General features: G+C 62.1%; 15 protein-coding genes and 2 tRNA genes. 10 read left to right on the forward strand and 7 right to left on the reverse strand.

Features of this window, described 5'->3' with window-relative positions; genetic code table 11:
• Window positions 1-46: 46 nt before the first annotated feature.
• A complete protein-coding gene (locus M0D66_RS09905; protein ID WP_054039525.1) occupies window positions 47-499 on the reverse strand; it encodes a MarR family winged helix-turn-helix transcriptional regulator in 453 nt (150 codons plus the stop codon).
• A gap of 64 nt (window positions 500-563) precedes the next feature.
• On the reverse strand, window positions 564-1,709 hold the full coding sequence (locus M0D66_RS09910; protein ID WP_093632689.1) for a glycerate kinase: 1,146 nt from the start codon (window positions 1,707-1,709) through the stop codon (window positions 564-566).
• 578 nt (window positions 1,710-2,287) lie between these two features.
• Between M0D66_RS09910 and tig the strand changes: the two genes are divergently transcribed.
• The 8 genes from tig to M0D66_RS09950 all read left to right on the forward strand — a co-directional run bounded on the left by tig (window position 2,288) and on the right by M0D66_RS09950 (window position 11,576).
• Entirely contained in the window at window positions 2,288-3,634 is a 1,347-nt protein-coding gene (gene tig, locus M0D66_RS09915) for a trigger factor (protein ID WP_054039527.1), read from the forward strand.
• Between the two features lie 206 nt (window positions 3,635-3,840).
• Window positions 3,841-4,494: an ATP-dependent Clp endopeptidase proteolytic subunit ClpP gene (gene clpP, locus M0D66_RS09920; protein ID WP_007182010.1), complete on the forward strand. Its 654-nt coding sequence runs from the start codon at window positions 3,841-3,843 to the stop codon at window positions 4,492-4,494.
• Between the two features lie 197 nt (window positions 4,495-4,691).
• Entirely contained in the window at window positions 4,692-5,963 is a 1,272-nt protein-coding gene (clpX, locus tag M0D66_RS09925) for an ATP-dependent Clp protease ATP-binding subunit ClpX (protein ID WP_007182009.1), read from the forward strand.
• A gap of 202 nt (window positions 5,964-6,165) precedes the next feature.
• Entirely contained in the window at window positions 6,166-8,592 is a 2,427-nt protein-coding gene (gene lon, locus M0D66_RS09930; RefSeq protein WP_054039529.1) for an endopeptidase La, read from the forward strand.
• A 252-nt stretch (window positions 8,593-8,844) separates the two neighbouring features.
• Window positions 8,845-9,207 (forward strand): HU family DNA-binding protein, encoded by a 363-nt coding sequence (locus M0D66_RS09935; protein ID WP_266210673.1) that lies wholly within the window; start codon window positions 8,845-8,847, stop codon window positions 9,205-9,207.
• Window positions 9,208-9,351: 144 nt separating this feature from the next.
• Window positions 9,352-9,427 (forward strand) — tRNA-Val (locus tag M0D66_RS09940).
• Window positions 9,428-9,474: 47 nt separating this feature from the next.
• A tRNA-Asp gene (locus tag M0D66_RS09945) sits at window positions 9,475-9,551 on the forward strand.
• Window positions 9,552-9,638: 87 nt separating this feature from the next.
• The gene (locus tag M0D66_RS09950) at window positions 9,639-11,576 is read left to right on the forward strand and encodes a SurA N-terminal domain-containing protein (RefSeq protein WP_093633787.1); all 1,938 of its coding nucleotides are present in this window, start codon (window positions 9,639-9,641) and stop codon (window positions 11,574-11,576) included.
• Between the two features lie 142 nt (window positions 11,577-11,718).
• Here the strand turns inward: M0D66_RS09950 and M0D66_RS09955 are convergent, their stop codons facing one another.
• Together M0D66_RS09955 and M0D66_RS09960 are read right to left on the reverse strand one after the other, a co-directional pair.
• Window positions 11,719-12,060 carry a hypothetical protein gene (locus M0D66_RS09955; RefSeq protein WP_200619936.1) on the reverse strand — a complete coding sequence of 114 codons (342 nt, stop codon included), beginning with the start codon at window positions 12,058-12,060 and terminating at the stop codon, window positions 11,719-11,721.
• A gap of 116 nt (window positions 12,061-12,176) precedes the next feature.
• A complete protein-coding gene (locus M0D66_RS09960) occupies window positions 12,177-12,872 on the reverse strand; it encodes an arylesterase (RefSeq protein WP_093633785.1) in 696 nt (231 codons plus the stop codon).
• Here M0D66_RS09960 and M0D66_RS09965 point away from each other — a divergent pair.
• The gene (locus M0D66_RS09965) at window positions 12,871-13,557 is read left to right on the forward strand and encodes an ABC transporter ATP-binding protein (RefSeq protein WP_093633784.1); all 687 of its coding nucleotides are present in this window, start codon (window positions 12,871-12,873) and stop codon (window positions 13,555-13,557) included. The genes M0D66_RS09960 and M0D66_RS09965 overlap by 2 nt on opposite strands.
• A 158-nt stretch (window positions 13,558-13,715) precedes the next feature.
• Here the strand turns inward: M0D66_RS09965 and pgi are convergent, their stop codons facing one another.
• The 3 genes from pgi to M0D66_RS09980 all read right to left on the reverse strand — a co-directional run bounded on the left by pgi (window position 13,716) and on the right by M0D66_RS09980 (window position 18,664).
• Window positions 13,716-15,338, reverse strand: coding sequence for a glucose-6-phosphate isomerase (pgi, locus tag M0D66_RS09970; protein WP_200619938.1), 1,623 nt, complete (start codon window positions 15,336-15,338; stop codon window positions 13,716-13,718).
• A gap of 329 nt (window positions 15,339-15,667) precedes the next feature.
• Window positions 15,668-17,281: an NAD(P)H-hydrate dehydratase gene (locus M0D66_RS09975; RefSeq protein WP_266210674.1), complete on the reverse strand. Its 1,614-nt coding sequence runs from the start codon at window positions 17,279-17,281 to the stop codon at window positions 15,668-15,670.
• Between the two features lie 84 nt (window positions 17,282-17,365).
• A complete protein-coding gene (locus M0D66_RS09980; protein WP_266210675.1) occupies window positions 17,366-18,664 on the reverse strand; it encodes an FAD-dependent oxidoreductase in 1,299 nt (432 codons plus the stop codon).
• Window positions 18,665-18,944: 280 nt separating this feature from the next.
• Here M0D66_RS09980 and purL point away from each other — a divergent pair, with 280 nt between their 5' ends.
• Window positions 18,945-23,024 (forward strand): phosphoribosylformylglycinamidine synthase, encoded by a 4,080-nt coding sequence (purL, locus tag M0D66_RS09985; protein ID WP_266210676.1) that lies wholly within the window; start codon window positions 18,945-18,947, stop codon window positions 23,022-23,024.
• Window positions 23,025-23,142 lie beyond the last annotated feature (118 nt).

Here is a 23,142-nt window from a genome sequence, read left to right on the forward strand (position 1 = left end):
AGAGGATTGCCCGTCGCGGGCACCCCGCGCCTGCGCGCGCCGTTGCTTACTCCTCGCGCTCCGACATCGTGTTGATGATCTTGTCCAGCGCTTCGCCGAACGCGAGTTTTTCCTGTTCGTCGAGGCAGTCGAACATATCCCCGTTCCACTTGCGCGCGATCGGCATCACCTTGCGATAGAGCGCGCGGCCCTCAGGGGTCAGTGACACCAGCACGACGCGGCCGTCTTCGGCGCTCGGCTCGCGCTTCACAAGTCCTTGCTTGATCAACGCCTCAGCCGCACGGCTCGCCTGACTCTTGTCGAGGTTGGCGTGCCGCGCCAGTTCCATGATCGAAAACGGTCCGAACGAGCCCACCGACGCCACCACTCTTGCTTCAGGCAATGTCACGCCGAGTTTGTCCTGATAGCGCTCGCTGATGCCACGCTCGGCGAGTTTGTTCAGGACGTGCAGACGGTACGTGAGGAACTGTTCGAGTCCGGTTCTGGCGGAGGCCTTCATTGTCTTCCCGTGGTGAGAGGGTGCGGTCGTGGCGCTGTGATTGTTGCCGCAACCGTTCCGCCGGTCAACGCGCGCCGTATTTCAGGCGCGTCAACTGTTCGGCTGCGTCCGCCAGCAGACGCGCCGCGTCGCGAATCGCAACCTCGAGCGTGATCGGCCCCGGGGCCGGAGAGAAGCAGCCACTGAAGTATTCGGCGAGGCGCGGTAGCGCCGCGGAGTCGACCGCGCCTGAGAGCAGCGTGGCCGGTACGCCCGCCGCCTGCGCATGACGGCACGCAATGAACGGCGCCTTGCCGTGCAGCGTTTGCACGTCCGAGCGGCCTTCGCCGGTGATCAGCCAGTTCGCGCCCTCGAGCGCCGCGTCCAGACCGATCTGGCGCGCGACGGTTTCCGCACCCGGCTCGAACTGCGCGCCGAGCATGTGCAGCGCAAAGCCGAGACCGCCGGCCGCACCCGCGCCGGGTTGGTCGCGGGCTGTGCGCCCGAGCGCTGCCTCGAGCAGATCGGCGAAGCGGGCGAGGGCGGCGTCGATCGCAGCAACCTGTTCCGGCTTCACGCCCTTTTGCGGACCGAACACCGCGGTTGCGCCGTGATCGCCGGTCAGGGGATTATCCACGTCCGACATGCCGACGAATTGTGTGTCCGCGAGGCGCGCATCAAGTTGCGACACGTCGAGACGCGCCACGCGCGCGAGTTGTTCGGGTGTGGCGTCGAGTTCTTTGTCTTGTGCGTCGAAAAGTTTCAGCCCGAGGCCGGCCAGCAGGCCGGCGCCACCGTCGTTCGTGCTGCTGCCGCCGAGCGCGACGAAAAAGCGCCGCACGCCTGCATCGAGCAGCGCGCGAATCGCTTCGCCCATGCCGCGCGTGCTGCGCGCCTCGACCGGTACACCCATGCCGACCGGATCGGTAATGCCGACGATTTCCGCAGTTTCGATGATCGCACTGCCGTCTGCCAGCAGGCCCGTGAGTGCCTCGCGCATCGGACCGGCCGCGCCGCGCACGCTCAGCTTGCGGCGTTCGCCGCCACTCGTGAGCATGGCGTCGAGTGTGCCTTCGCCACCGTCGGCCATCGGACAGATGCGCACGCTGGCGTCCGGCCGGGCGCGCTGGATGCCGGACGCAATCGCCTGGGCGACCTGTTCCGCGCTGAGCGAACCTTTGAAGGAATCGGGGGCGATGACGACGACAGGCGAGGACGGCAAATTCGGCATGGTGTCTCTGAATAATGGTTGGAGTCGTTGCGAGGGCGGGTGAATTGACCAGATGCGTGCGCAGCCCCGAGCGCGTCCGTAAGCTTATCAGCATGGGCGCGCCGACTGAATATGTCGAATGGCATAGCCGGGATTGTCCGTGGAGGCGCGCGCGGGATCCATCCGTATGAACGCGGGCGGCGGGCGCGAGGCATATCGGTCATGCGGGCGCTTCCGACGCAAGCGTGGCAGGGAAAGGGGGCGTTAAGACGCCGTAAGCGAGCTGAAAACTGGCAGGGGATGGGCGTGAAGCGTTCAGCGAACCGCCGCCAGGCAACCTGCAAACAGGCGAAAAACAGCGCGGAAAACGGCTCGAACACCGATAAAAGTGCGCGCAATCATCGAATCCCGGCTAAGCGCGCAAATAGTTTGCTAAAATATTCGGCTCTTTGGACCCAACCGTGCTGCCGGCGGCCTGCAAGCCCGCGGCGCAGGCGCGCAATCGATGCCAGACGACGCAAATGCGACATCGGCGACATCGAAAAGCGGCACGGAGAAGATAACTGATTCGCTCGAATAATTTTAGGACGATTGAAGCCATGGCTAACGTTGTTGAAAACCTCGGCAAGCTCGAACGCCGCGTAACGATTTCCCTGCCGAAGGACGCCGTGCAGAAGGAAGTGGACTCGCGTATCCGCCAACTGGCAAAGAACGTGCGCATGCCGGGTTTCCGCCCGGGCAAGGTGCCGCTCAAGATGGTGACGCAACAGTATTCGGGCCAGGTTGAAGCTGAAGTGCTGAGCGACAAGGTCGGCAAGGAATTTTTCGACATCAGCCGCGCCGAAAATCTGCGCGTTGCCGGTCAGCCGAGCTTCGCGCCGAAGGCCGACGCTGCTGAAGGCGACTACGCGTTCGACGCGACGTTCGAGGTGTATCCGGAAGTGAAGCTGGGCGACGTCGCCACGGCTGAAATCGAACGCACCACGACCACCATCAGCGAAGCGGAAATCGACCGCACGCTGGACATCCTGCGCAAGCAGCGCGTGCACTTCCACGCTCGCGGCGAAGCCGGCGAGCACGGTGATGGCGGCGCGGACACGGCGGCTAAAGACGGCGACCGCGTGACGGTCGACTTCGTCGGCAAGATCGACGGGGAAGTGTTCCAGGGCGGCAGCGCTGAAGATTTCGCTTTCGTGCTGGGCGAAGGCCGCATGCTGCCGGAATTCGAAAAAGCAGCGCTGGGCCTCGCGGTCGGCGCATCGAAGGAATTCGACCTGGCTTTCCCGGCTGACTATCACGGCAAGGATGTCGCTGGTAAGACTGCGCAATTCACGATCACGATGAAGAAGATCGAGTGGCCGCATCTGCCGGAAATCGACGCCGAATTCGCCAAGTCGCTCGGTATCGAAGACGGCGATCTGGTCAAGATGCGCGCTGAAATCAAAGACAATCTCGAACGCGAAGCGAAGCGCCGCACGCAAGCCATCGTCAAGAATCAGGTGATGGACGCGCTCTTGAAGATTTCGGAACTCGACGTGCCGAGCGCCTTGATCGCGCAAGATCAGGAACGCCTCGTCGGCATGGCGCGTCAGGATCTCGAGCAACGTGGCGTGCCGAACGCCGCCGACGCACCGATCCCGGCTGAAATGTTCAAGGAACAGGCTGAGCGTCGCGTGAAGCTGGGCCTCGTGCTGGCCGAACTGGTCAAGGCCAACGAACTGCAAGCCAAGCCGGAGCAGATTCGTGCCGAAGTCGACGAATTCGCGAAAAGCTACGAAGACCCGAAGGAAGTCGTCCGCTGGTATTATTCCAATCAGCAACGTCTTGCAGAAATGGAAGCGTACGTCGTTGAAGCCAACGTCGTCGATTTCGTCCTCAGCAAGGCCAAGGTGACGGACAAGGAAGTAAGCTTCGAAGAACTGGCAAGCGCAACGGCGCAAGCGTAAGCGTCGCTGCAACGGCGTGCCGGCTGTCGGAGCGACGGCCCGCACGCCGTTTTTTTGTGCTGTGAAAGTGCGGTGCGTTTTGCATGGCGTGTTTTACACTGCGTCGCACGCCGCGCTCGCACTGATCGGGCACTTGAATACGGGCTCGTCGGCCACACCTGTCTAGCATCTAATATTTAGAATATTTCCAGACAAGGATCCATTGCATGACCTTTCGCGCCCAAATGCTGGACACGTTGACCTCCCAGTCGTCCCGGGATCTCGAAGCGCAGGCGCTCGGACTGGTGCCGATCGTCGTGGAAACGAGCGGCCGGGGCGAGCGCTCGTATGACATCTATTCGCGTCTGCTGAAGGAACGCATCGTGTTCCTGGTCGGTGAAGTGAACGACCAGACGGCCAACCTCGTCGTCGCGCAGATGTTGTTCCTTGAAAGTGAAAACCCGGACAAGGACATCAGCTTCTACATCAACAGCCCGGGCGGTTCGGTTTCGGCCGGGATGGCGATCTACGACACGATGCAATTCATCAAGCCGGACGTGTCCACGTTGTGCATGGGTCTCGCGGCTAGTATGGGCGCATTCCTGCTGGCAGCGGGCGCGAAGGGCAAGCGTTTTGCGCTGCCGAATTCACGGGTGATGATTCACCAGCCGCTGGGCGGGGCGCGCGGCCAGGCGTCGGACATCGAAATCCAGGCGCGTGAAATTCTGTACCTGAAGGAACGTCTGAATCACCTGCTCGCGCACCACACCGGCCAGCCGGTCGAGCGTATTGCACGCGACACCGACCGCGACAATTTCATGTCCGGCGATGACGCGCAAGCTTACGGTCTGGTTGATCAGGTGGCGCACAAGCGTCCTTGAAGTGTCCTTGAAACGCCGGTGCGGTCTTGCCCCAAAATGGGGCGAGGCCGTCGTCGGATCGGTTGTGAAATAATCAAGACTCGTCCGAGTGCCTGCGGCAAACGCCGTCACCTTGGCTCAAGCCCTGCCGCGCCCAAACTGCGAGGCCGGGGCAAACGGCGTATCATGTAATCGAGTGTCCGGAGGCTCACACATCTATGGCGGACAAGAAAGGTTCTAACAGCGAAAAGCTGCTGTATTGCTCGTTCTGCGGCAAGAGCCAGCATGAAGTCAAAAAACTGATTGCCGGCCCGTCGGTGTTCATCTGTGATGAATGTATCGACCTGTGCAACGAAATCATCCGCGATGAGGCTGCAGGTGCGGGCATCGAGGCGGGCTTGTCCAAGTCCGATCTGCCGAGTCCGCAGGAAATCCGTGAAATCCTCGACCAGTACGTGATCGGTCAGGAACGCGCGAAGAAGATTCTCGCGGTCGCGGTGTACAACCACTACAAGCGCCTCAAGCACCTCGACAAGAAGGACGAAATCGAGCTGTCCAAGAGCAACATTCTGCTGATCGGCCCGACCGGTTCCGGCAAGACCTTGCTCGCACAGACGCTCGCACGCCTTCTGAATGTCCCGTTCGTCATTGCCGATGCAACGACGCTGACGGAAGCCGGCTATGTCGGCGAAGACGTCGAGAACATCATTCAGAAGCTGCTGCAGAACTGCAATTACGAAGTCGACAAGGCCCAGCGCGGCATTGTCTACATCGACGAAATCGACAAGATCAGCCGCAAGTCCGACAACCCGTCGATCACCCGCGACGTGTCGGGCGAAGGCGTGCAACAGGCCCTGCTGAAACTGGTTGAAGGCACGATGGCGTCGGTGCCGCCGCAAGGTGGCCGTAAGCATCCGAATCAGGACTTCATCCAGGTCGACACCACCAATATTCTGTTTATTTGCGGTGGCGCATTCGACGGCCTCGAGAAAGTCATCGTCGACCGTACCGAGAAAACCGGTATCGGCTTCGGCGCAAGCGTGAAGAGCAAGCAGGACCGCGACGCCGGCGAAGTGCTGCGCGAAGTGGAGCCGGAAGATCTGATCAAGTTCGGCCTGATCCCTGAACTGATCGGCCGTCTGCCGGTGGTGGCTACGCTTGGCAAGCTCGACGAAGTGGCTTTGATGAAGATCCTCGTCGAACCGAAGAACGCTCTGGTGAAGCAATACCACAAGCTGTTCAATATGGAACGCGTCGAGCTCGAAATTCGCCCGGCTGCGTTGCAGGCTGTTGCACGCAAGGCGATCCGTCGCAAGACGGGCGCTCGCGGTCTGCGCTCCATCCTGGAACAGGCGTTGCTTGATGTCATGTACGATTTGCCGCAGATGAAAGGTGTTAGCAAGGTCATCATCGACGACAACGTGATTGACGGCGACGGGAAACCCCTACTGATCTACGAAGACGCGCCCAAAGTGGCGGGTTCGAACTGATCGGCTTTCGGGTTCTGCAAAAAAAGCCGTTCATGGCAACGTGAACGGCTTTTTTCGTTTATCGTGTGGTCAGGATGGTTGTTTTCACTATGGAGTCACTGAACCTTCGGAGTCACTGAACTTTTCCCACACGCGGAGGCTTGCAATCTTTTCTGCTGGCCTCACCTATCGAACGAACTGATTCCACTCATGGGGAAATGAAATGTCAGGAACCCAACTCCTTCCGCCGGAACGCATTACGCTCCCGCTGCTCCCGCTGCGTGACGTAGTCGTCTTCCCGCACATGGTGATTCCGCTCTTCGTAGGCCGCCCGAAGTCGATCAAGGCTCTCGAAGCAGCGATGGAAGGCGGCAAGCACATCATGCTCGTCGCCCAGAAAACGGCTGCGAAAGATGAGCCGACCGAAAAGGACATGTACGAAGTAGGGTGTATCGCCAACATCCTGCAAATGCTGAAGCTGCCCGATGGCACCGTTAAGGTGCTCGTCGAAGGCTTGCAGCGCGCGAAAACGCTTTCCATCGAAGAACAGGAAACGCAGTTCTCGTGCGAAGTCATGCCGCTCGAACCCGACCACGCCGACAGCGCTGAAACTGAAGCGCTGCGCCGCGCGATCGTGTCGCAGTTCGACCAGTATGTGAAGCTGAACAAGAAGATCCCGCCGGAGATCCTGACGTCGCTGTCGGGCATCGACGAGGCTGGCCGCCTGGCCGACACGATCGCGGCGCATCTGCCGCTCAAGCTCGACCAGAAGCAGCACATTCTCGAAATGTTCCCGGTCATCGAGCGCCTCGAGCATCTGCTCGCGCAACTCGAAGCCGAGATCGACATCCTGCAGGTCGAAAAGCGCATCCGTGGGCGTGTGAAGCGCCAGATGGAGAAGAGCCAGCGCGAGTACTACCTGAACGAACAGGTCAAGGCGATCCAGAAGGAACTGGGCGAAGGCGAAGAAGGTGCGGATCTCGAGGAACTTGAGAAGCGCATCACGGCTGCCCGCATGCCGAAGGAAGCCAAGAAGAAGGCCGACGCCGAGCTGAAGAAGCTCAAGCTGATGTCGCCGATGTCGGCTGAAGCGACCGTCGTGCGTAACTACATCGATACGCTGATCGGCTTGCCGTGGCGCAAGAAGAGCAAGGTCAACAACGACCTCTCGAATGCGGAACGCGTGCTCGACGAAGACCACTTCGGTCTCGAGAAAGTGAAGGAACGCATTCTCGAGTATCTCGCGGTCCAGCAACGTGTCGACAAGGTCAAAGCGCCGATCCTGTGCCTCGTTGGGCCTCCGGGTGTTGGTAAGACGTCGCTGGGTCAGTCGATCGCTCGCGCTACGAACCGCAAGTTCGTGCGTATGGCGCTCGGCGGCGTGCGCGACGAAGCCGAGATCCGCGGTCACCGTCGTACGTACATCGGTTCGATGCCCGGCAAGATTCTGCAAAGCCTGACCAAGGTCGGCGTGCGCAATCCGCTCTTCCTGCTCGACGAAGTCGACAAGATGGGCCAGGATTTCCGCGGCGATCCGTCCTCGGCTCTGCTGGAAGTGCTCGATCCGGAACAGAACCATACGTTCGCCGATCACTACGTCGAAGTCGACTTCGATCTGTCGGACGTGATGTTCGTGGCAACGTCGAACTCGCTGAACATTCCGCCGCCGCTGCTCGACCGGATGGAAGTGATCCGTCTGTCGGGTTACACGGAAGACGAGAAGGTCAGCATCGCGCAACGTTATCTTTTGCCCAAGCAGAAGAAGAACAACGGCCTCAAGGATGGCGAGGTCGATGTGACGGAAACCGCGATCCGCGACATCATTCGTTACTACACGCGTGAAGCGGGTGTCCGTTCGCTCGAGCGTGAAATTTCGAAGATCTGCCGCAAGGTGGTGAAGATGCTTCTGCTGAAGAAGGCGGAAGGCGCGGTGACGGTCGACGGCAGCAATATCGACACGTTCCTCGGCGTGCGCAAGTACGACTTCGGTCTGGCCGCGAAGGAAAATCAGGTTGGCCAGGTCACGGGTCTTGCGTGGACGGAAGTGGGCGGCGATCTGCTGACCATCGAAGCCGCGGTGATGCCGGGTAAGGGCAATGTGATCCGCACGGGTTCGCTCGGCGACGTGATGAAGGAATCCGTCGAGGCTGCGCGCTCGGTGGTCCGCTCGCGTTCGCGCCGTCTGGGTATCAAGGACGAAGCGTTCGAGAAGCAGGATATTCACATTCACGTGCCGGAAGGCGCGACGCCGAAGGACGGTCCGTCGGCTGGCATCGCGATGACGACCGCGCTGGTGTCGGTGTTGACCGGTATTCCGGTTCGTGCCGATGTCGCGATGACGGGCGAAATCACGTTGCGTGGTGAAGTCCTGCCGATCGGCGGCCTGAAGGAAAAACTGCTGGCGGCGCATCGCGGCGGTATCAAGCTGGTGCTGATTCCGGAAGAAAACGTCAAGGACTTGACGGAGATTCCGGACAACGTGAAGAACGCCATCGAAATCATGCCGGTCCGCTGGATCGACAGGGTTCTGGAACTGGCGCTCGAACGTGTGCCGCAGGCATTGCCGGACGAAGAGCCCAAGCCTGCTGCGCCTGTCGCGGCGGCTGAGCCGGGCAAAGACGCCGGTGCAACGGAAGTCGTGAAGCACTAAGCTGGTCAGTAGCGAAAGCTGTTTGCTGTATGAAAACCCGCGGCCTCGGTCGCGGGTTTTTTATTGCCTGCGAGATGCATGAAATCACGTCTGGAACGCATGCAATCCCACTTTTTGAGTAAAGGACGTTCTGAGCCGCCGACTGGTTGTGCGCACATCGATCTGTAGCAAGATTTGGTGACAGAGGGCGCCCTCCAGAAGCGCTTAAGTCAGGCTCAACCCCGCTTGACACAAGGGTTTCGGCCAATTCTAATGAGTCGGCTCGGCGTTACCCGCCGGCCGCGTGATGCCAGGCGCTACAGAGCGCCGTCACGGTTGCCACAAACATTCTCGGGGGTTGGAATGAATAAAACGGAATTGATCGATCACATTGCACAGCAAGCCGATATTTCGAAGGCGGCGGCAGGTCGTGCACTCGACGCGGTGATCGGTGGGGTCAAAGGTACGTTGAAGAAGGGCGGTTCGGTGACGCTGGTGGGATTCGGTACCTTTGCCGTGGGCAAGCGTACCGCGCGTACGGGGCGCAATCCGCGCACCGGCGCCGCCATCAAGATCAAGGCAGCGAAGGTCCCTAAATTTAGGCCTGGCAAAGCTCTGAAGGATGCGCTAAACTAATGGGCTTGCTGCTTGAGGAATTGCAGGTTCGTTAGAAAGAAGTGCAACGAATCGTGCGTGATCTGTGTGACTTGGCGTCGCACTAGTTGATACGCAAGTTGATCAATCAGGCAGCAAAAGCAGGAGCACGCTGAATCGCGAAACGGGTGCTTAGCTCAGTTGGTAGAGCGGCGCCCTTACAAGGCGTAGGTCGGGAGTTCGAGCCTCTCAGCACCCACCAGTTTCAGATTCGGCATAGTGGTTCTGTTTAGTACAAGTGCAGTATAAGGAGTGGTAGTTCAGTCGGTTAGAATACCGGCCTGTCACGCCGGGGGTCGCGGGTTCGAGTCCCGTCCACTCCGCCAGTATCCACGAAAGGCGAACTCCGGTTCGCCTTTTTTATTGCCCGCTGTTGTAAGATCGGGCGTTCTGTTTTTGGCACTCCCTCACGCATGCTCGATTTTTTCCGCAATCACAAACGCCTGATGATGTTCATGCTCATCCTCGTCATTGTGCCGGGGTTGGGTTTTGTGGGTATTCAAGGCTTCCGCGGCTTCTTTGACGAAAGTGCAAACGTCGCCAGCGTTAACGGCCACAAGATTACTCGCGCAGAGTATGACGACGCGATGCGTCAGCAACTCGACCGCGCCCGTCAAATGCTCGGTGCGCAGTTCGACATGAAGTCGTTTGATACGCCTGCGCGCCGTAGCGAAATGCTCGACGGTCTGATCGAGCAGCGCGTGCTGGCTGATGAAACACAGCGCCTGCATCTGACCGCGTCTGACGACGCCGTGCGCCGTGTGCTGTTGAACGATCCGGTGATCTCGTCGCTGAAGAATCCTGACGGCTCGATCGACGTCGACCGCTACAAGCAGCTGCTCGCGATGCAAGGCATGACGCCCGATCAGTACGACGAACGTGTGCGTTACAGCATTGCCACGCAGCAGTTGCCTGCAAGCATTCAAGGCAGCGCCTTCACGTCGAAGACGCTCGCCCAGCATCTCACTGAGCTCGCCGAACAGCAACGCGAAGTGCAGGGCATTGCGTTCCATCCGCGCGACTATGCAGCGAAGGTGCAGCCCACGGACGCGCAACTTCAGGCGTATTACGACGCGCATCGCAACGACTTCGCCACGCCCGCCACGGCAACGATCCAGTACCTTGTGATGTCGCCGGCAACGTTGTCGGCTGCTGTGCAGCCGAGCGATGCTGATCTGAAAAAGTACTACGACGACAACATCGCGCATTACCGCACGGATGGTCAGGTACGCGCGAGCCACATCCTGATCGCCGCGCCAAAAGATGCAAGCGCAGCTGACAAGGCCAAGGCAAAGCAGAAGGCCGACGAGGTGCTCGCACAGGTCAAGGCGCATCCGGACCAGTTCGCGCAGATCGCGCAGCAGAATTCGCAGGATCCGGGTTCGGCGTCGAAGGGCGGTGATCTGGGTTACTTCGGTCGCGGCATGATCGCTGGCGGCCAGGCATTCGACGACGCCGTGTTCGGTCTCAAGAAAGACGAAGTCAGCGGCATCGTGCAGACCGATTTCGGCTATCACATCGTCAAGGTCACGGACGTGAAGCCGGCCGTCACCAAGCCGTTCGACGAAGTGAAAGATCAGATCGCAAAAGACCTGAAAACGCAGCTGGCGAGCAAGGCATTCAGCGACGACTCGGAAGGCTTCACGTCGATCGTTTACGAGAAGGCGAAGAGCCTGCAGCCGGCTGCCGACAAGTACAAGCTGCAACTGCAAACGGCCACGGTCACGCCGCAGCCGGATCCGAAGCTGCCGCCTGACAGCCCGCTGAACAACGCGAAGTTCCTGGCTGCGGTGTTCGCGAGCGATGCAGTCACCGCGCGCAACAACACGCAAGCGATCGATGTCGGCGGTAACACGTTGATCGCGGCGCGCGTGACGGATTACAAAGCTGCAGCCGTGCCGGCGCTCGACGCCGTCAAGGACGCGGTGCGTCAGAAAGTGATCGCGGCTCAGTCGAACGAGGCCGCTCACAAGGAAGGCATCGCGAAGTTGGCGGAGCTCGATAAGTCGAAGGCCACGACGGGCTTCTCGTCGCCGCTGAAGGTGTCGCGCAACGACGCGCAAGGTGTGCCGCCGGTTGCATTGAGTGCAATCTACAAGGCAGACGCGCAAAAGTTACCTGCGTACGTCGGTGTGGACCTCGGCGGCGACGGTTATGCGATCTATCGCGTGAACGCGGTCGTTGCAAGCGCACCTATCGATCCGCAGCGTCTGGCTGCAGCGCAGCAGCAGATTGCGCAAGTCGATGCGCAATCCGACGCTGAGGCTTACGTCGAATCGCTGCGTGCCCGTTCGAAGGTGAAGTTCTACGGCTCGCTCGACAGCAGCAATGCGCAGGCGAGCGGCGAATAAGCACTACCACTAGCGTGAGCGCGCAAGCAGGTAAAGCGCGCAGCCACAAAAAAGCCCCGCAATTGCGGGGCTTTTTCATTTGACGCGTGCAAGCGCGTCAAACGGTCTGCCTGGGAGCGCGGCTTGTTATGCCGTCAGCCGCCTAGAGGCAGGCGCTGATCGAACTGGTGGCGTCGCTGCCCGCAGCGCCATTGGCGCGGAAGCCGACCCACGAGCCCGGGCCGCTGTAGGAGGGCCGTACGACGGCGGCTGCGCCGTTAGGCGGCTGCTGACCCGGCACATAGACATCCATTGCCTGATCGTTAGCCATGACGTCTTGCGACACGACTTGCTGTTGTGAACTATCGGCCCATTTGTGCGCGATGCACGCAGCGACGGCCTTCGGCGGCTGCTGGCTTTGGCCCACGGATTGGACACCTGCCGGCGGTTGAGCGGCGCATGCAGAAATTGCCACGGTCAAAGCGATTAACGGTAAATATTTCACGTTATCTCCTCAGAAGTCGCTCAGAATCGAGCCGGGTTGCGCGGGATTACGAAAGTTGGAGCGATCTTGCCGATCCGCGCTCCCCAATTACCGGAAACAAGTTGTTAGCGAGCTTTTCAGTGCGGCGAACTTGTGCGAAGGAGTGGCTTGATAGCCGGCCACACGTTGTTGAGTAGCACTGGCTGTGCCTGCTGCGTGGGATGGATCTGATCCGCCTGAAACATTTCCGGTTTGTCGGCGATGCCGGCCAGCAAGAAGGGCACCAGCGGCACGCGCAATTGCTTCGAGAGTTCGCCGTACAGGCCGTGGAACTTTTGCGTGTAGTCGGGGCCGTAATTGGGTGGTACGTACATGCCGACCAGCACGACCTTCGCGTGGCCTTGTTGAGCCTGCTCGATGATCGTGCGCAGGTTGTCTTCGGTGGTGGAGAGCGGCACGCCGCGCAACGCATCGTTGGCGCCGAGCTCGACGATCACGATACTCGGCTTGAGCCGCTGCAGAAGCGCCGGCAAGCGCGCCCGGCCACCGCTGGTGGTGTCGCCGCTGATGCTTGCATTGGCGACGCTATAATCGATTCGCTCATCGGTGAGGCGCTGGCGCATCAAGGCAACCCAGCCAGTGTCGCGGGGCAAGCCGTATTCGGCCGAGATGCTGTCGCCTAGCACGACGATCACCGGCTTGGCCTGTTCGGGCGGGTTGGCCGCATGGGCTGTGAAGGGCAACGAAAACAGGGTTGCGGCCAGCACGGCCGGGCCGAATGCAGTAGTCAGCGCCGTCGCTACGGCGCGCACTTTCAACCTACGCTTCACCATGCTAAACAAAACTGATCCAGTCATTGAAGTGCGGGGTTTGTGCAAGAAGGTTAAGGATGCAACAGGCGAACTGACGATTCTCGAGGACATCGATCTTGCTATCGATGCCGGCAGCAGTGTGGCGATCGTCGGTGCATCCGGGTCGGGCAAGTCTACGCTGCTCGGCTTGCTCGCAGGATTGGACAGCGCAAGCTCGGGCTCGGTTCGGCTGCTCGGCCGCGAGCTCACCGAATTGGACGAAGACGAGCGCGCCGCGTTGAGGAGCGGCTCGGTCGGTTTCGTGTTCCAGTCGTTTCAACTGATGCCGCATTTGACGGCGCTCGAAAACGTCACGCTTCCGCTCGAACTGCAAGGCGGCATCGGCACGCGCGAGGCCGCGGCGCGTGCGCGCGGATTGCTGGAGCAGGTGGGACTCGCCAAGCGCACTGCGCACTATCCGAAACTGCTGTCGGGCGGCGAACAGCAACGGGTCGCGCTCGCGCGAGCCTTTGTCACGCATCCGGCGATTCTGTTCGCCGACGAGCCGACCGGCAGTCTCGATGCAGCCACCGGTCACGCGGTGATCGATCTGATGTTCGAGATGAACCGCGCGAATGGCGCCACCTTGATCCTCGTCACGCACGACATCGAACTGGCGCGCCGCTGCGATACGACGGTGACCATCGAAGCGGGACGTCTGGCCTGAGAAGCGTGCCAACCAAGCGTCACTCGTTCGTATAAAGCAAAGCGGGCCACAAGGGCCCGCTTTGCTTTTCCTCTCACGCAACTCGATAACGCAACGCCGCTAACCACGCGGGCGTGAGCAATCAGCGCATGCGGCACGAGCAAGCGCGCCGCTCACGCTTATCGCTTCAAGGCAGCACGCGCCCGCGCGATCAACGCCGACGTCGACGAGTCATGCTTCTTCTCATCGACGCTTGCCGACGTCAGATCCGCCTCGACCACCTTGCCGAGGATCTTGCCCAACTCGACGCCCCATTGATCGAACGGATTGATGTCCCATACCGATGCCTGCACCAGCACCTTGTGCTCGTACAGCGCGATCAATGCGCCGAGCGAACGCGCGGTGAGCGCATCGACCAGCAACGTGCTCGTCGGACGGTTGCCCGGAAACACCAGATGCGGCGCCAGTTCCGGCTTGTCCGCACCGGCCACCTTCTTCGCTTCTTCGAGCGTGCGGCCGAGCATCAGCGCTTCGCTTTGCGCGAAACAGTTCGCCAGCAGCTTCGGATGATGGCTGACGAGCGGATGCTCCGGCGTCAACACGGCGATGAAGTCGATCGGCACGATCGTCGGGCCTTGATGCAGCATCTGGAAGAACGCATGCTGACCGTTCGTACCTGGTTCGCCCCAGGTCACGGCGGCGGTCGGATAGTCGACCATCACGCCATCCAGGCGCGCCGACTTGCCGTTGCTCTCCATTTCGAGCTGTTGCAGATACGACGGCAGGAAATGCAGCGCTTCCGAATACGGCGCGACCAGATAGCTTTGCGAGCCGAAGAAGTTGCGATACCAGATGCCGATCATGCCGAGCAGCACCGGCAGATTTTTTTCGAGCGGCGCGTCGCGGAAATGCTGGTCCATCTCGTTGGCGCCGGCCAGCAGTTCGTCGAACTGTTTTGGGCCGATCGCGATCATGATCGACAAACCCACTGCCGACCACAGCGAATAACGCCCGCCGACCCAGTCCCACATCTCGAACACATTCTCTTTCGCGATGCCGAACTTGACCACCTCAGAAGGATTGGCCGACACGCCAACAAAGTGCTTCGCCAGCGCACTCTCCGGGCAACCTTTTTCGATGAACCAGTCGCGCAGCGAGCGCGCATTGGTCATCGTTTCGAGCGTCGTGAAAGTCTTGGAGACGATGATCGCGAGCGTCTCTTCGGGATCGATCATCTGCATCACGTTGTACAGATCCGCGCCGTCCACGTTCGACACGAAGTGCGTGGTGATCTCCGGCGTGGCCAGGTGATGCAGCGCGTGCACGACCATCTTGGGCCCGAGGTCCGAGCCGCCGATGCCGATGTTCACGACGTAGCGAATCCGCTTGCCGGTATAGCCGGTCCACTCGCCGCTGCGGACCTTGTCGGCGAATGCGGCCATCTTGGCGCGCTCCGCCTGGATTTCCGCATGGAACGGCGCCTTCGGATCAGTGGCGCGCAGCGCGGTGTGCAAGGCGGCGCGGCCTTCGGTCGGGTTGACGACTTCGCCCGCGAACATCGCGTCGCGGCGCTTCTCGACGCCGGCTTCGCGCGCGAGTTGCACCAGCAGTTTCAGGGTTTCGTCGGAGATGCGGTTCTTCGAAAAATCGGCCGCGAGACCGCCGCCCGCGAACGCAAAGCGCTCAGCACGGGTAGGGGCGGGATCGTTCTCGGGGGCGAACCAGTCGCGCATGTGCGCATCGCGAATCTTCTCGTAATGCGTTTGCAGCGAGGACCAGGAGGGGAGCGAGTTCTGCGTCATAGCGTCCGTCTAACGAAGGGGCACGAAGAATGGCGCGCGCGTGAAGCGCTGCCGAGGATGATGCAACGATGCTGTTAGAGCGATGCCGCGCGGTGGGGTTCGTAGTGGGTTGCGGGGAAACTTCGCGAGTCCGCCAGGAGATCGAACGGCCCACCGAAATTTCGCCGTAACCCGCGATGAATCCGACGGGCGGCGCAGTCAATCAGTATAACGGCGTTGTGTGACGGGTGGCAGCGGTTTGGGCGTCCCATGCAAACTGTGGGATGAGGCGCCACGTTCAGGGCACCCCGTTTGATGCGCTGCATGGGGCGCTTCATTCACCCGCTGACTCATCCACCCGTTGCCGGATAGAACAGACGGTTGAGCAAAGTGCGCACCATCGGGGCGAGTTCACCCGCCGTCAATCCGGCTGGGCCGTGGCCTTGCGCGCTCAGCGTGTCGGCGGCGAGGCCATGCAGGTAGACGCCTGCCAGCGCGGCTTCGTAACGCGGCAGATGCTGGGCGAGCAGTGCGCCGATGATGCCACCGAGCACGTCGCCGGTGCCGCCTGTCGCGAGTGCGGCATTGCCGGTCGGATTGATCGCGACGCGGCCGTCCGGCGCGGCGATGACCGTGCCCGTGCCTTTCAGCACGACCACTGCGGCGAAGCGCGCAGCCAGCGCCCGCGCTGCGGCGAGGCGGTCGCGTTGCACGCCTCGCGCATCCGTGCCGAGCAGGCGCGCGGCTTCCAACGGATGCGGTGTGAGCACGCAAGGATCGCCTTGTATGCCGCGCGCGGTGACTTCGGCCGCGAGCGATGGGTCTGTCGAAATCAGATTGAGCGCGTCGGCGTCGAACAGTTTGGGTACGTCGAGCGTCAGCACGTCGTGCATGACACGCGTGGCGATGTCGCGCTGACCCATGCCGCAACCGACGGCGAGTGCGTCCATTTTGTCGAGCGGCAGATCGTCGACTGCATGCAGCATCAGTTCGGGATGTGGCGGATCGTAGGGCGGGGCACCGTCGCCGAGCAAGGCAACATGCACTTTGCCGGCACCGGTATAGAGCGCCGCGCGCGAGGCGAGGATCGGCGCGCCGCACATACCGGTGTCGCCGCCGACCACGGCGAGGCTGCCGAAGGTGCCCTTGTTGGTGGCGAAGTCGCGCGGCGGCAGGAAGTCGGCGAACAGGGCCGGCGCGTTGAGTTGCACGGCCGTGCGAGTGCTGCTGTCGATGCCGATCGGCGCCACCGTTACCGTGCCGGCAAGATCACGGCCCTGCGCCGTGAAGAGGCCGGGCTTTGCGCCGATGAAGGTGATCGTGTGGGTGGCGTGGACTGCGACATTGTCGTTCTGGCCGCCGGCTTGGTCCAGTTTTTCGCCGACGACAGTCCCGGTGTCGCTGTCGAGGCCGCTCGGCGTATCGAGCGCCAGCACACCGCCTCGTCTGGATTTCGCTTTCGTGCGTTGTGAAAGCTGGCGGGCGATGGCAGCAAAGACACCTTCCAGAGGACGGGTCAACCCGATGCCGAACATGCCGTCCACCAGCCATGTATAGCTTTCCAGCGAAGCCGGCGGCGTCGATGTGATGGCCACGCCTGCGGCACGGGCGGTGTCGAGCGCCCAGCGGGCGTCGTCCGGCTTGACTTCAAGCGGCATGCAAAGATCTACGGCGATACCTGCCCGGTGCAGTTCCGCGGCCACGATCAATGCGTCGCCGCCGTTGTTGCCCGGGCCGGCTACGACCCATACCTTGTGCTTCGATTTTTCGATCGAGGTGTCGCGGGTGATCAGCTCTTGCAGGTAGCTCGCGGCTGCTTTGCCGGCGCGAGACATCAGGGTGTGCTGAGGCAGTGCCGCCGCGGCCTGGGTTTCAAGGATGCGCAGGTCGGTGAGCGAGAGCAGCGGCAACGCCCGCTTATGCGGGCTGATTAGCGTCGGGAGCGTGGATTCGGGCACTGTCATGGCGAGGCTTGGAGTTCACCTTGGGCAAGGTGAGGAAGCGTTGGGAGCCACTATGGTAGTGCCGATACGCTCCCGCCGCGCCAATTACTGGAATCGGTCCGCGCGCAGCGCCGCCAGCGTGTCCGCGGGGACGTCGGGGGTCTTGTCCGAGATCAGGTCGGCGATCAGCTTACCCGCCCCGCATGCCAGGCCCCAACCGGCCGGGCCGTGGCCGGCGTTCACAAACAGGCGCGGATGAAGCGCATTGCCGATGACCGGCAAACCGTCCGGTGACAGCAGTTTGACGCCTTCCCACGGTAGAGCTGCGGAGATCCGGGCGGCCCCCGGAATCCAGTCGTGGGTCGCCTGGCCCAGCAGCGCCAGCGCTTCCTTCGTCAATGTTTCGCCGAGCGGTTTGTCGATCTGCCCGGCGCTCTGCAAAACCGCGCCGCCTGCAATCCGCAGGCGATGATTCATGCGGCTGACGGTAATCCGCTTGACCGCGTCGACAATCGCGACATGCGGTGCGCATTCCTCATGCGCAATCGGCGCCACCAGGTTATGCAGGCGGAGCGGATGCAGCGGCAGCCGCAGTCCCAGGCGCTCGAGCAGCGGCAGACTGCCGTAACCTGCAGCAACGACGATCGCATCGGCGTTGATCACGTCGACTTCGCGTGAACGCGATGCCATGCCGGGCCGCGGCGCCAGTTCTACCGCAGGGCGCTGACCGTCTAGGCGGATCGCCGAGACTTCGCAGCCCAGCATGAATTGCACGCCGCCTTGTGTATCGAGGGTCTGCTTGATCAGTTTCGCGAAAAGCGGGCAGTTGGCCGTACGCTCGTGGTCGAACAGCACGCCGCCGGAGAATTCCGGCTCGGTCCGCACGGAATGCTCGAACGCGGCGCATTCGGCCGGCGTGAGCACATGGTGCGGGACTTCGTATTGGCGCAGCAGCTCGAGCGCAGTCTGGGTCTGCTGCCATTCCTGCTGGGAACGCACCAGATAGAGCAGGCCGCTCGCCTGTTCGAATTCCAGCCCGAAGCGCGCTTCGACGTCAGCCATCGCCTCGCGCGATGTTTCAATCAACGGACGCAGCCGCGCGTACTGGCGGCTGAACGCCTCCGGCTCCTGCAACGCGGTCAGCTGCTTGACGAACTGGCGCACCGGCCCGTTAAAGCCGGTCTTGCTGATCACGCCGTTTTTGGCGGCCTGACGGCTCGCCATGAAAGTCGGGCCGAACCAGACGTCGAGCGGGGTCGGCAGCACGGTGCCGCCGTGCCCATAGGTCGCGCCTTGCGCGACCGTTGCGTGACGCTCGACGACGCATACCCGGTGACCGGCCGCGCGCAGCTGATAAGCGGTGGCGACGCCCACAATCCCGCCGCCAATGACGATGACATCCATGATCTGATTCGATTTGCCGACGGGACGCCGAAACGCCGCGTTCCCGTTAAGCGTGGCATGCGGCGCACTGCCCGGGATTGCTCAGGCTGCTCGCGCCGATCTGGTGAAAGGGCGAATGATAGCAGTCAAAACGGCAGACCGGCCACGCAAACCCCGCCAAAACCCTGGTGCGACGCCCGTTGGAGGGCCGTTCCCGGGGTATAATCTCGGACTTCCTTTCCGCCTCACGTCGCCTTCACGCGCGACTCATCGGCATCATTAGCGACGCAACGTCAAGTCCATGGCCCACTTCTCGTGTTTCCCCGGCGCTTCGGCCCTTTCCGATTTCCGTCAAACCCGCCTGCTCGAGACGCTTACGCGCATCGACGCCAACATCACCGGCGTGCGCGGGCAGTATTTGCACTTCGTCAATGCGCAAAATCCGCTGTCAGCGGAAGACAACGCGAAGATCGAAGCGCTGATGCATTACGGCGATCCGCTCGAAGAAACCAAAGAGCGCGGCGCGGCCGAAACCTTCCTCGTGGTGCCGCGCTTCGGCACGGTGTCGCCGTGGGCCAGCAAGGCAACCGATATTGCCCACCTCTGCGGTCTCACGCAGGTGCGCCGTATCGAGCGCGGCGTCGAATACACGGTCACGCTGAAAAGCGGTCTGCTGGGCGGCAAGAAGGCGCTCTCCGACGAAGCCCGCGCGGCCGTCGCCGCAGCGCTGCACGACCGCATGACCGAAAGCGTGGCGCCCTCGCGTGACCACGCGCTGCATCTGTTCGACGAACTGCCGGCCAAGCCGCTGCAAACCGTCGACGTGTTGAGCAACGGCCGTGGCGCGCTGGAAGTGGCGAACACGGAACTGGGCCTTGCGCTCGCGGACGACGAAATCGACTATCTGGTCGACGCTTTCACGAAACTCGGCCGCAACCCGACCGACGTCGAGCTGATGATGTTCGCGCAGGCCAACAGCGAACACTGCCGTCACAAGATCTTCAACGCGGACTGGACGATCGACGGCGAGAAGCAGGACATCTCGCTGTTCAACATGATCCGCAACACGGAAAAGCTGAACCCGCAGGGCACGATCGTCGCGTATTCGGACAACTCGGCGATCATGGCGGGCGGCGTGGCTGAGCGCTGGTTCCCGCGCACGCCGGCTGAACCCGGCGCGCTGCCCGAACACTATCGCCGTAACGTCGAACTGACGCACACGTTGATGAAGGTGGAAACGCACAACCACCCGACCGCGATCTCGCCGTTCCCGGGCGCCTCGACCGGCGCGGGCGGTGAAATCCGCGACGAAGGCGCGACGGGCCGCGGCGCGCGTCCGAAGGCGGGTCTGGCGGGCTTCACGGTGTCGAATCTGGAGTTGCCGGATGGCGTCGAAGCATGGGAAAACGCCCGTGACGCCGCGCAGCCGTTGGCGCACCGGAACCCGGACGACAAGCACGAAGCGTATGGCCGTCCTGACCGCATCGCGTCGCCGCTGCAAATCATGATCGACGGCCCGCTCGGCGGCGCTGCGTTCAACAACGAATTCGGCCGGCCGAATTTGGGTGGCTATTTCCGCGCATACGAGCAGAACGTTGCAGGTCTGGTGCGCGGTTATCACAAGCCGATCATGATCGCCGGTGGCATCGGCAATATTTCGGATCAACACACGCACAAGCACGATCTGCCGGAAGGCTCGCTCCTGATCCAGATCGGCGGCCCGGGTATGCGTATCGGCATGGGCGGCGGCGCTGCCAGCTCGATGGCGACCGGCACCAACACAGCCGAACTCGACTTCGACTCGGTCCAGCGCGGCAATCCGGAAATCGAGCGCCGTGCGCAAGAAGTGATCAACGCGTGCTGGCAACTCGGCGAGAAGAACCCGATTCTGAGCATTCACGACGTGGGTGCGGGCGGTTTGTCGAACGCCTTCCCGGAGGTGGTGGACGGCGCCAGCAAGGGCGCGATCTTCGATCTGCGCAAGATCCAGCTGGAAGAGAGCGGTTTGTCGCCGCGTGAAATCTGGTCGAACGAAGCACAGGAGCGTTACGTTCTGGCGATTGCGCCGGCTGATCTGCCGGCCTTCCAGGCCATGTGCGAGCGCGAGCGCTGCCCGTTCGCGGTGGTCGGCACGGCTACGGCCGAACGTCAGTTGAAGGTGATCGACTCCGAATCGAACAGCGACACCGCACACGAGCCGGTCGACATGCCGATGGAAGTGCTGCTCGGCAAGGCGCCGCGCATGCATCGCGACGTGAAGCGCGTCGAGCAGAAGCTCGAGCCGGTGGATGTCACCGGCATCGCGTTGTCGGAAGTGGCGGTCAGCGTGCTGCGTCATCCGACGGTTGCCAGCAAGTCGTTCCTGATCACGATCGGCGACCGTTCGGTGGGCGGCACAACCGCGCGCGACCAGATGGTCGGGCCGTGGCAAGTGCCGGTGGCCGACGTCGCGATTACGACGATGGACTACGCAGGCTTCCGTGGCGAAGCGATGACCATGGCCGAGCGTACGCCGCTCGCTGTGATCAACGCGCCGGCGTCGGGCCGCATGGCGGTCGGCGAGGCGGTCACCAACATCGCGGCGGCGCCGATTGCGTCGCTCGATAAGCTCAAGCTGTCGGCCAACTGGATGGCCGCATGCGGCGCAGCAGGCGAAGACGCCGCGCTGTACGACACGGTCAAGGCCATCGGCATGGAACTGTGCCCGGCGCTGGGTATCAGCATTCCGGTGGGCAAGGATTCGCTGTCCATGCGCACCAAGTGGGAAGACCGTGGCGTGGCGAAGGAAGTCGTCGCGCCGGTCTCGCTGATCATCTCGGCATTTGCGCCGGTCGAAGATGTGCGTAAGCACCTCACGCCGCAACTGCGCAGCGCAAGCGGCGCGGGCGACTCCGTGCTGATCGCGATCGACCTTGGCCGCGCCAAGCATCGTCTGGGCGGCAGTATCCTCGCGCAAGTCACACAGCAGGTTGGCGACACGGTGCCGGACGTCGACGATCCGCAAGATCTGAAGCGTTTCTTTACCGCGATCCAGTCACTCAATAGCGACGGCAAGCTGCTCGCGTACCACGACCGCTCGGACGGCGGCCTGTGGGCGACGGTTTGCGAAATGGCGTTTGCGGGTCACGTGGGCGTGTCGCTCAACGTCGACATGCTGGTGCTCGATCCGAACCATGAATCCGATTACGGCGATGCGAAAGACTGGGCGAAGCAGACCAGCGGCCGTCGTGAAGACCGCACGATCCGCGCGCTCTTCACCGAAGAACTTGGCGCCGTGATTCAGGTGCGCGCAGCGGACCGCGACGCGGTGCTGGGCGCATTGCGCGAACACGGTCTGTCGGCGTGCTCGCACGTGATCGGCAAGATCAACGATCGTGACACGATCGAAATCTATCGCGACGCGAAGAAGATCTACGACGCGCCGCGTACCGAGTTGCATCGTGCGTGGAGCGAAGTGAGCTGGCGTATTTCGCGTCTGCGCGACAACCCGGCGTGTGCCGATGCCGAATACGACGCGCTCTCCGATGCCGCCGATCCGGGCATCTCGCCGGTCCTCACGTTCGATCCTTCTGAAGACGTCGCCGCGCCGTTCATCGGCAAGGGCGCACGTCCGCGTGTCGCGATCCTGCGTGAGCAAGGCGTGAACTCGCACCTCGAAACGGCTTATGCATTCGACCGCGCCGGCTTCGACGCGCACGACGTGCACATGAGCGACCTGCTGGCCGGCCGCGCCAACCTGGCGGATTTCGCCGGCGCGGTGGCGTGCGGCGGCTTCTCATACGGCGACACGCTGGGCGCCGGTGAAGGCTGGGCGAAGGCGATCCGTTTCAACTCGCAACTCGCCGATATGTTCGCTGCGTTCTTCGGCCGCGAAGACACGTTCGCGCTGGGCATCTGCAATGGCTGCCAGATGATGAGCAGCCTCGCTTCGATGATTCCGGGCGCGGAAGCCTGGCCGAAGTTCACCCGTAACAAGTCGGAGAAATTCGAAGCGCGCTTCTCGCTGGTCGAGGTGCAGGCTTCGCCGTCGATCTTCTTCTCCGGCATGGAAGGCTCGCGCATTCCGGTGGCGATTGCGCACGGCGAGGGTTACGCGGACTTCTCGCAGCAAGGCGATGCGTCGAAGGTAGCGGTGGCGATGCGTTACGTCGATCACCGTGGGCAGGCAACGGAGCAGTATCCGTTCAACCCGAACGGTTCGCCGGACGGCATCACGTCGGTCACGACGCCTGATGGCCGCTTCAGCGTGCTAATGCCGCACACCGAGCGCGTGCATCGCGCGGTGCAGATGAGCTGGCATCCGGAAGGTTGGGGTGAGGGCAGCACGGACGCGAGCCCGTGGCTGCGCGTGTTCCAGAACGCACGCCGCTGGCTGGGTTGATGATGCGACGGGGGCCGCCGCTCGTCGCGGCGGCTCCCTCGCTGTAGCAGAAGGGAAGTAAAGCAGAACCCGCAGAAACAAAAAAACCGCCCGAGGGCGGTTTTTTTATTCCAACGCA

It is taken from the genome of Paraburkholderia sp. SECH2, assembly GCF_030464795.1.
In the GTDB taxonomy this organism is placed as follows: domain Bacteria; phylum Pseudomonadota; class Gammaproteobacteria; order Burkholderiales; family Burkholderiaceae; genus Paraburkholderia; species Paraburkholderia aspalathi.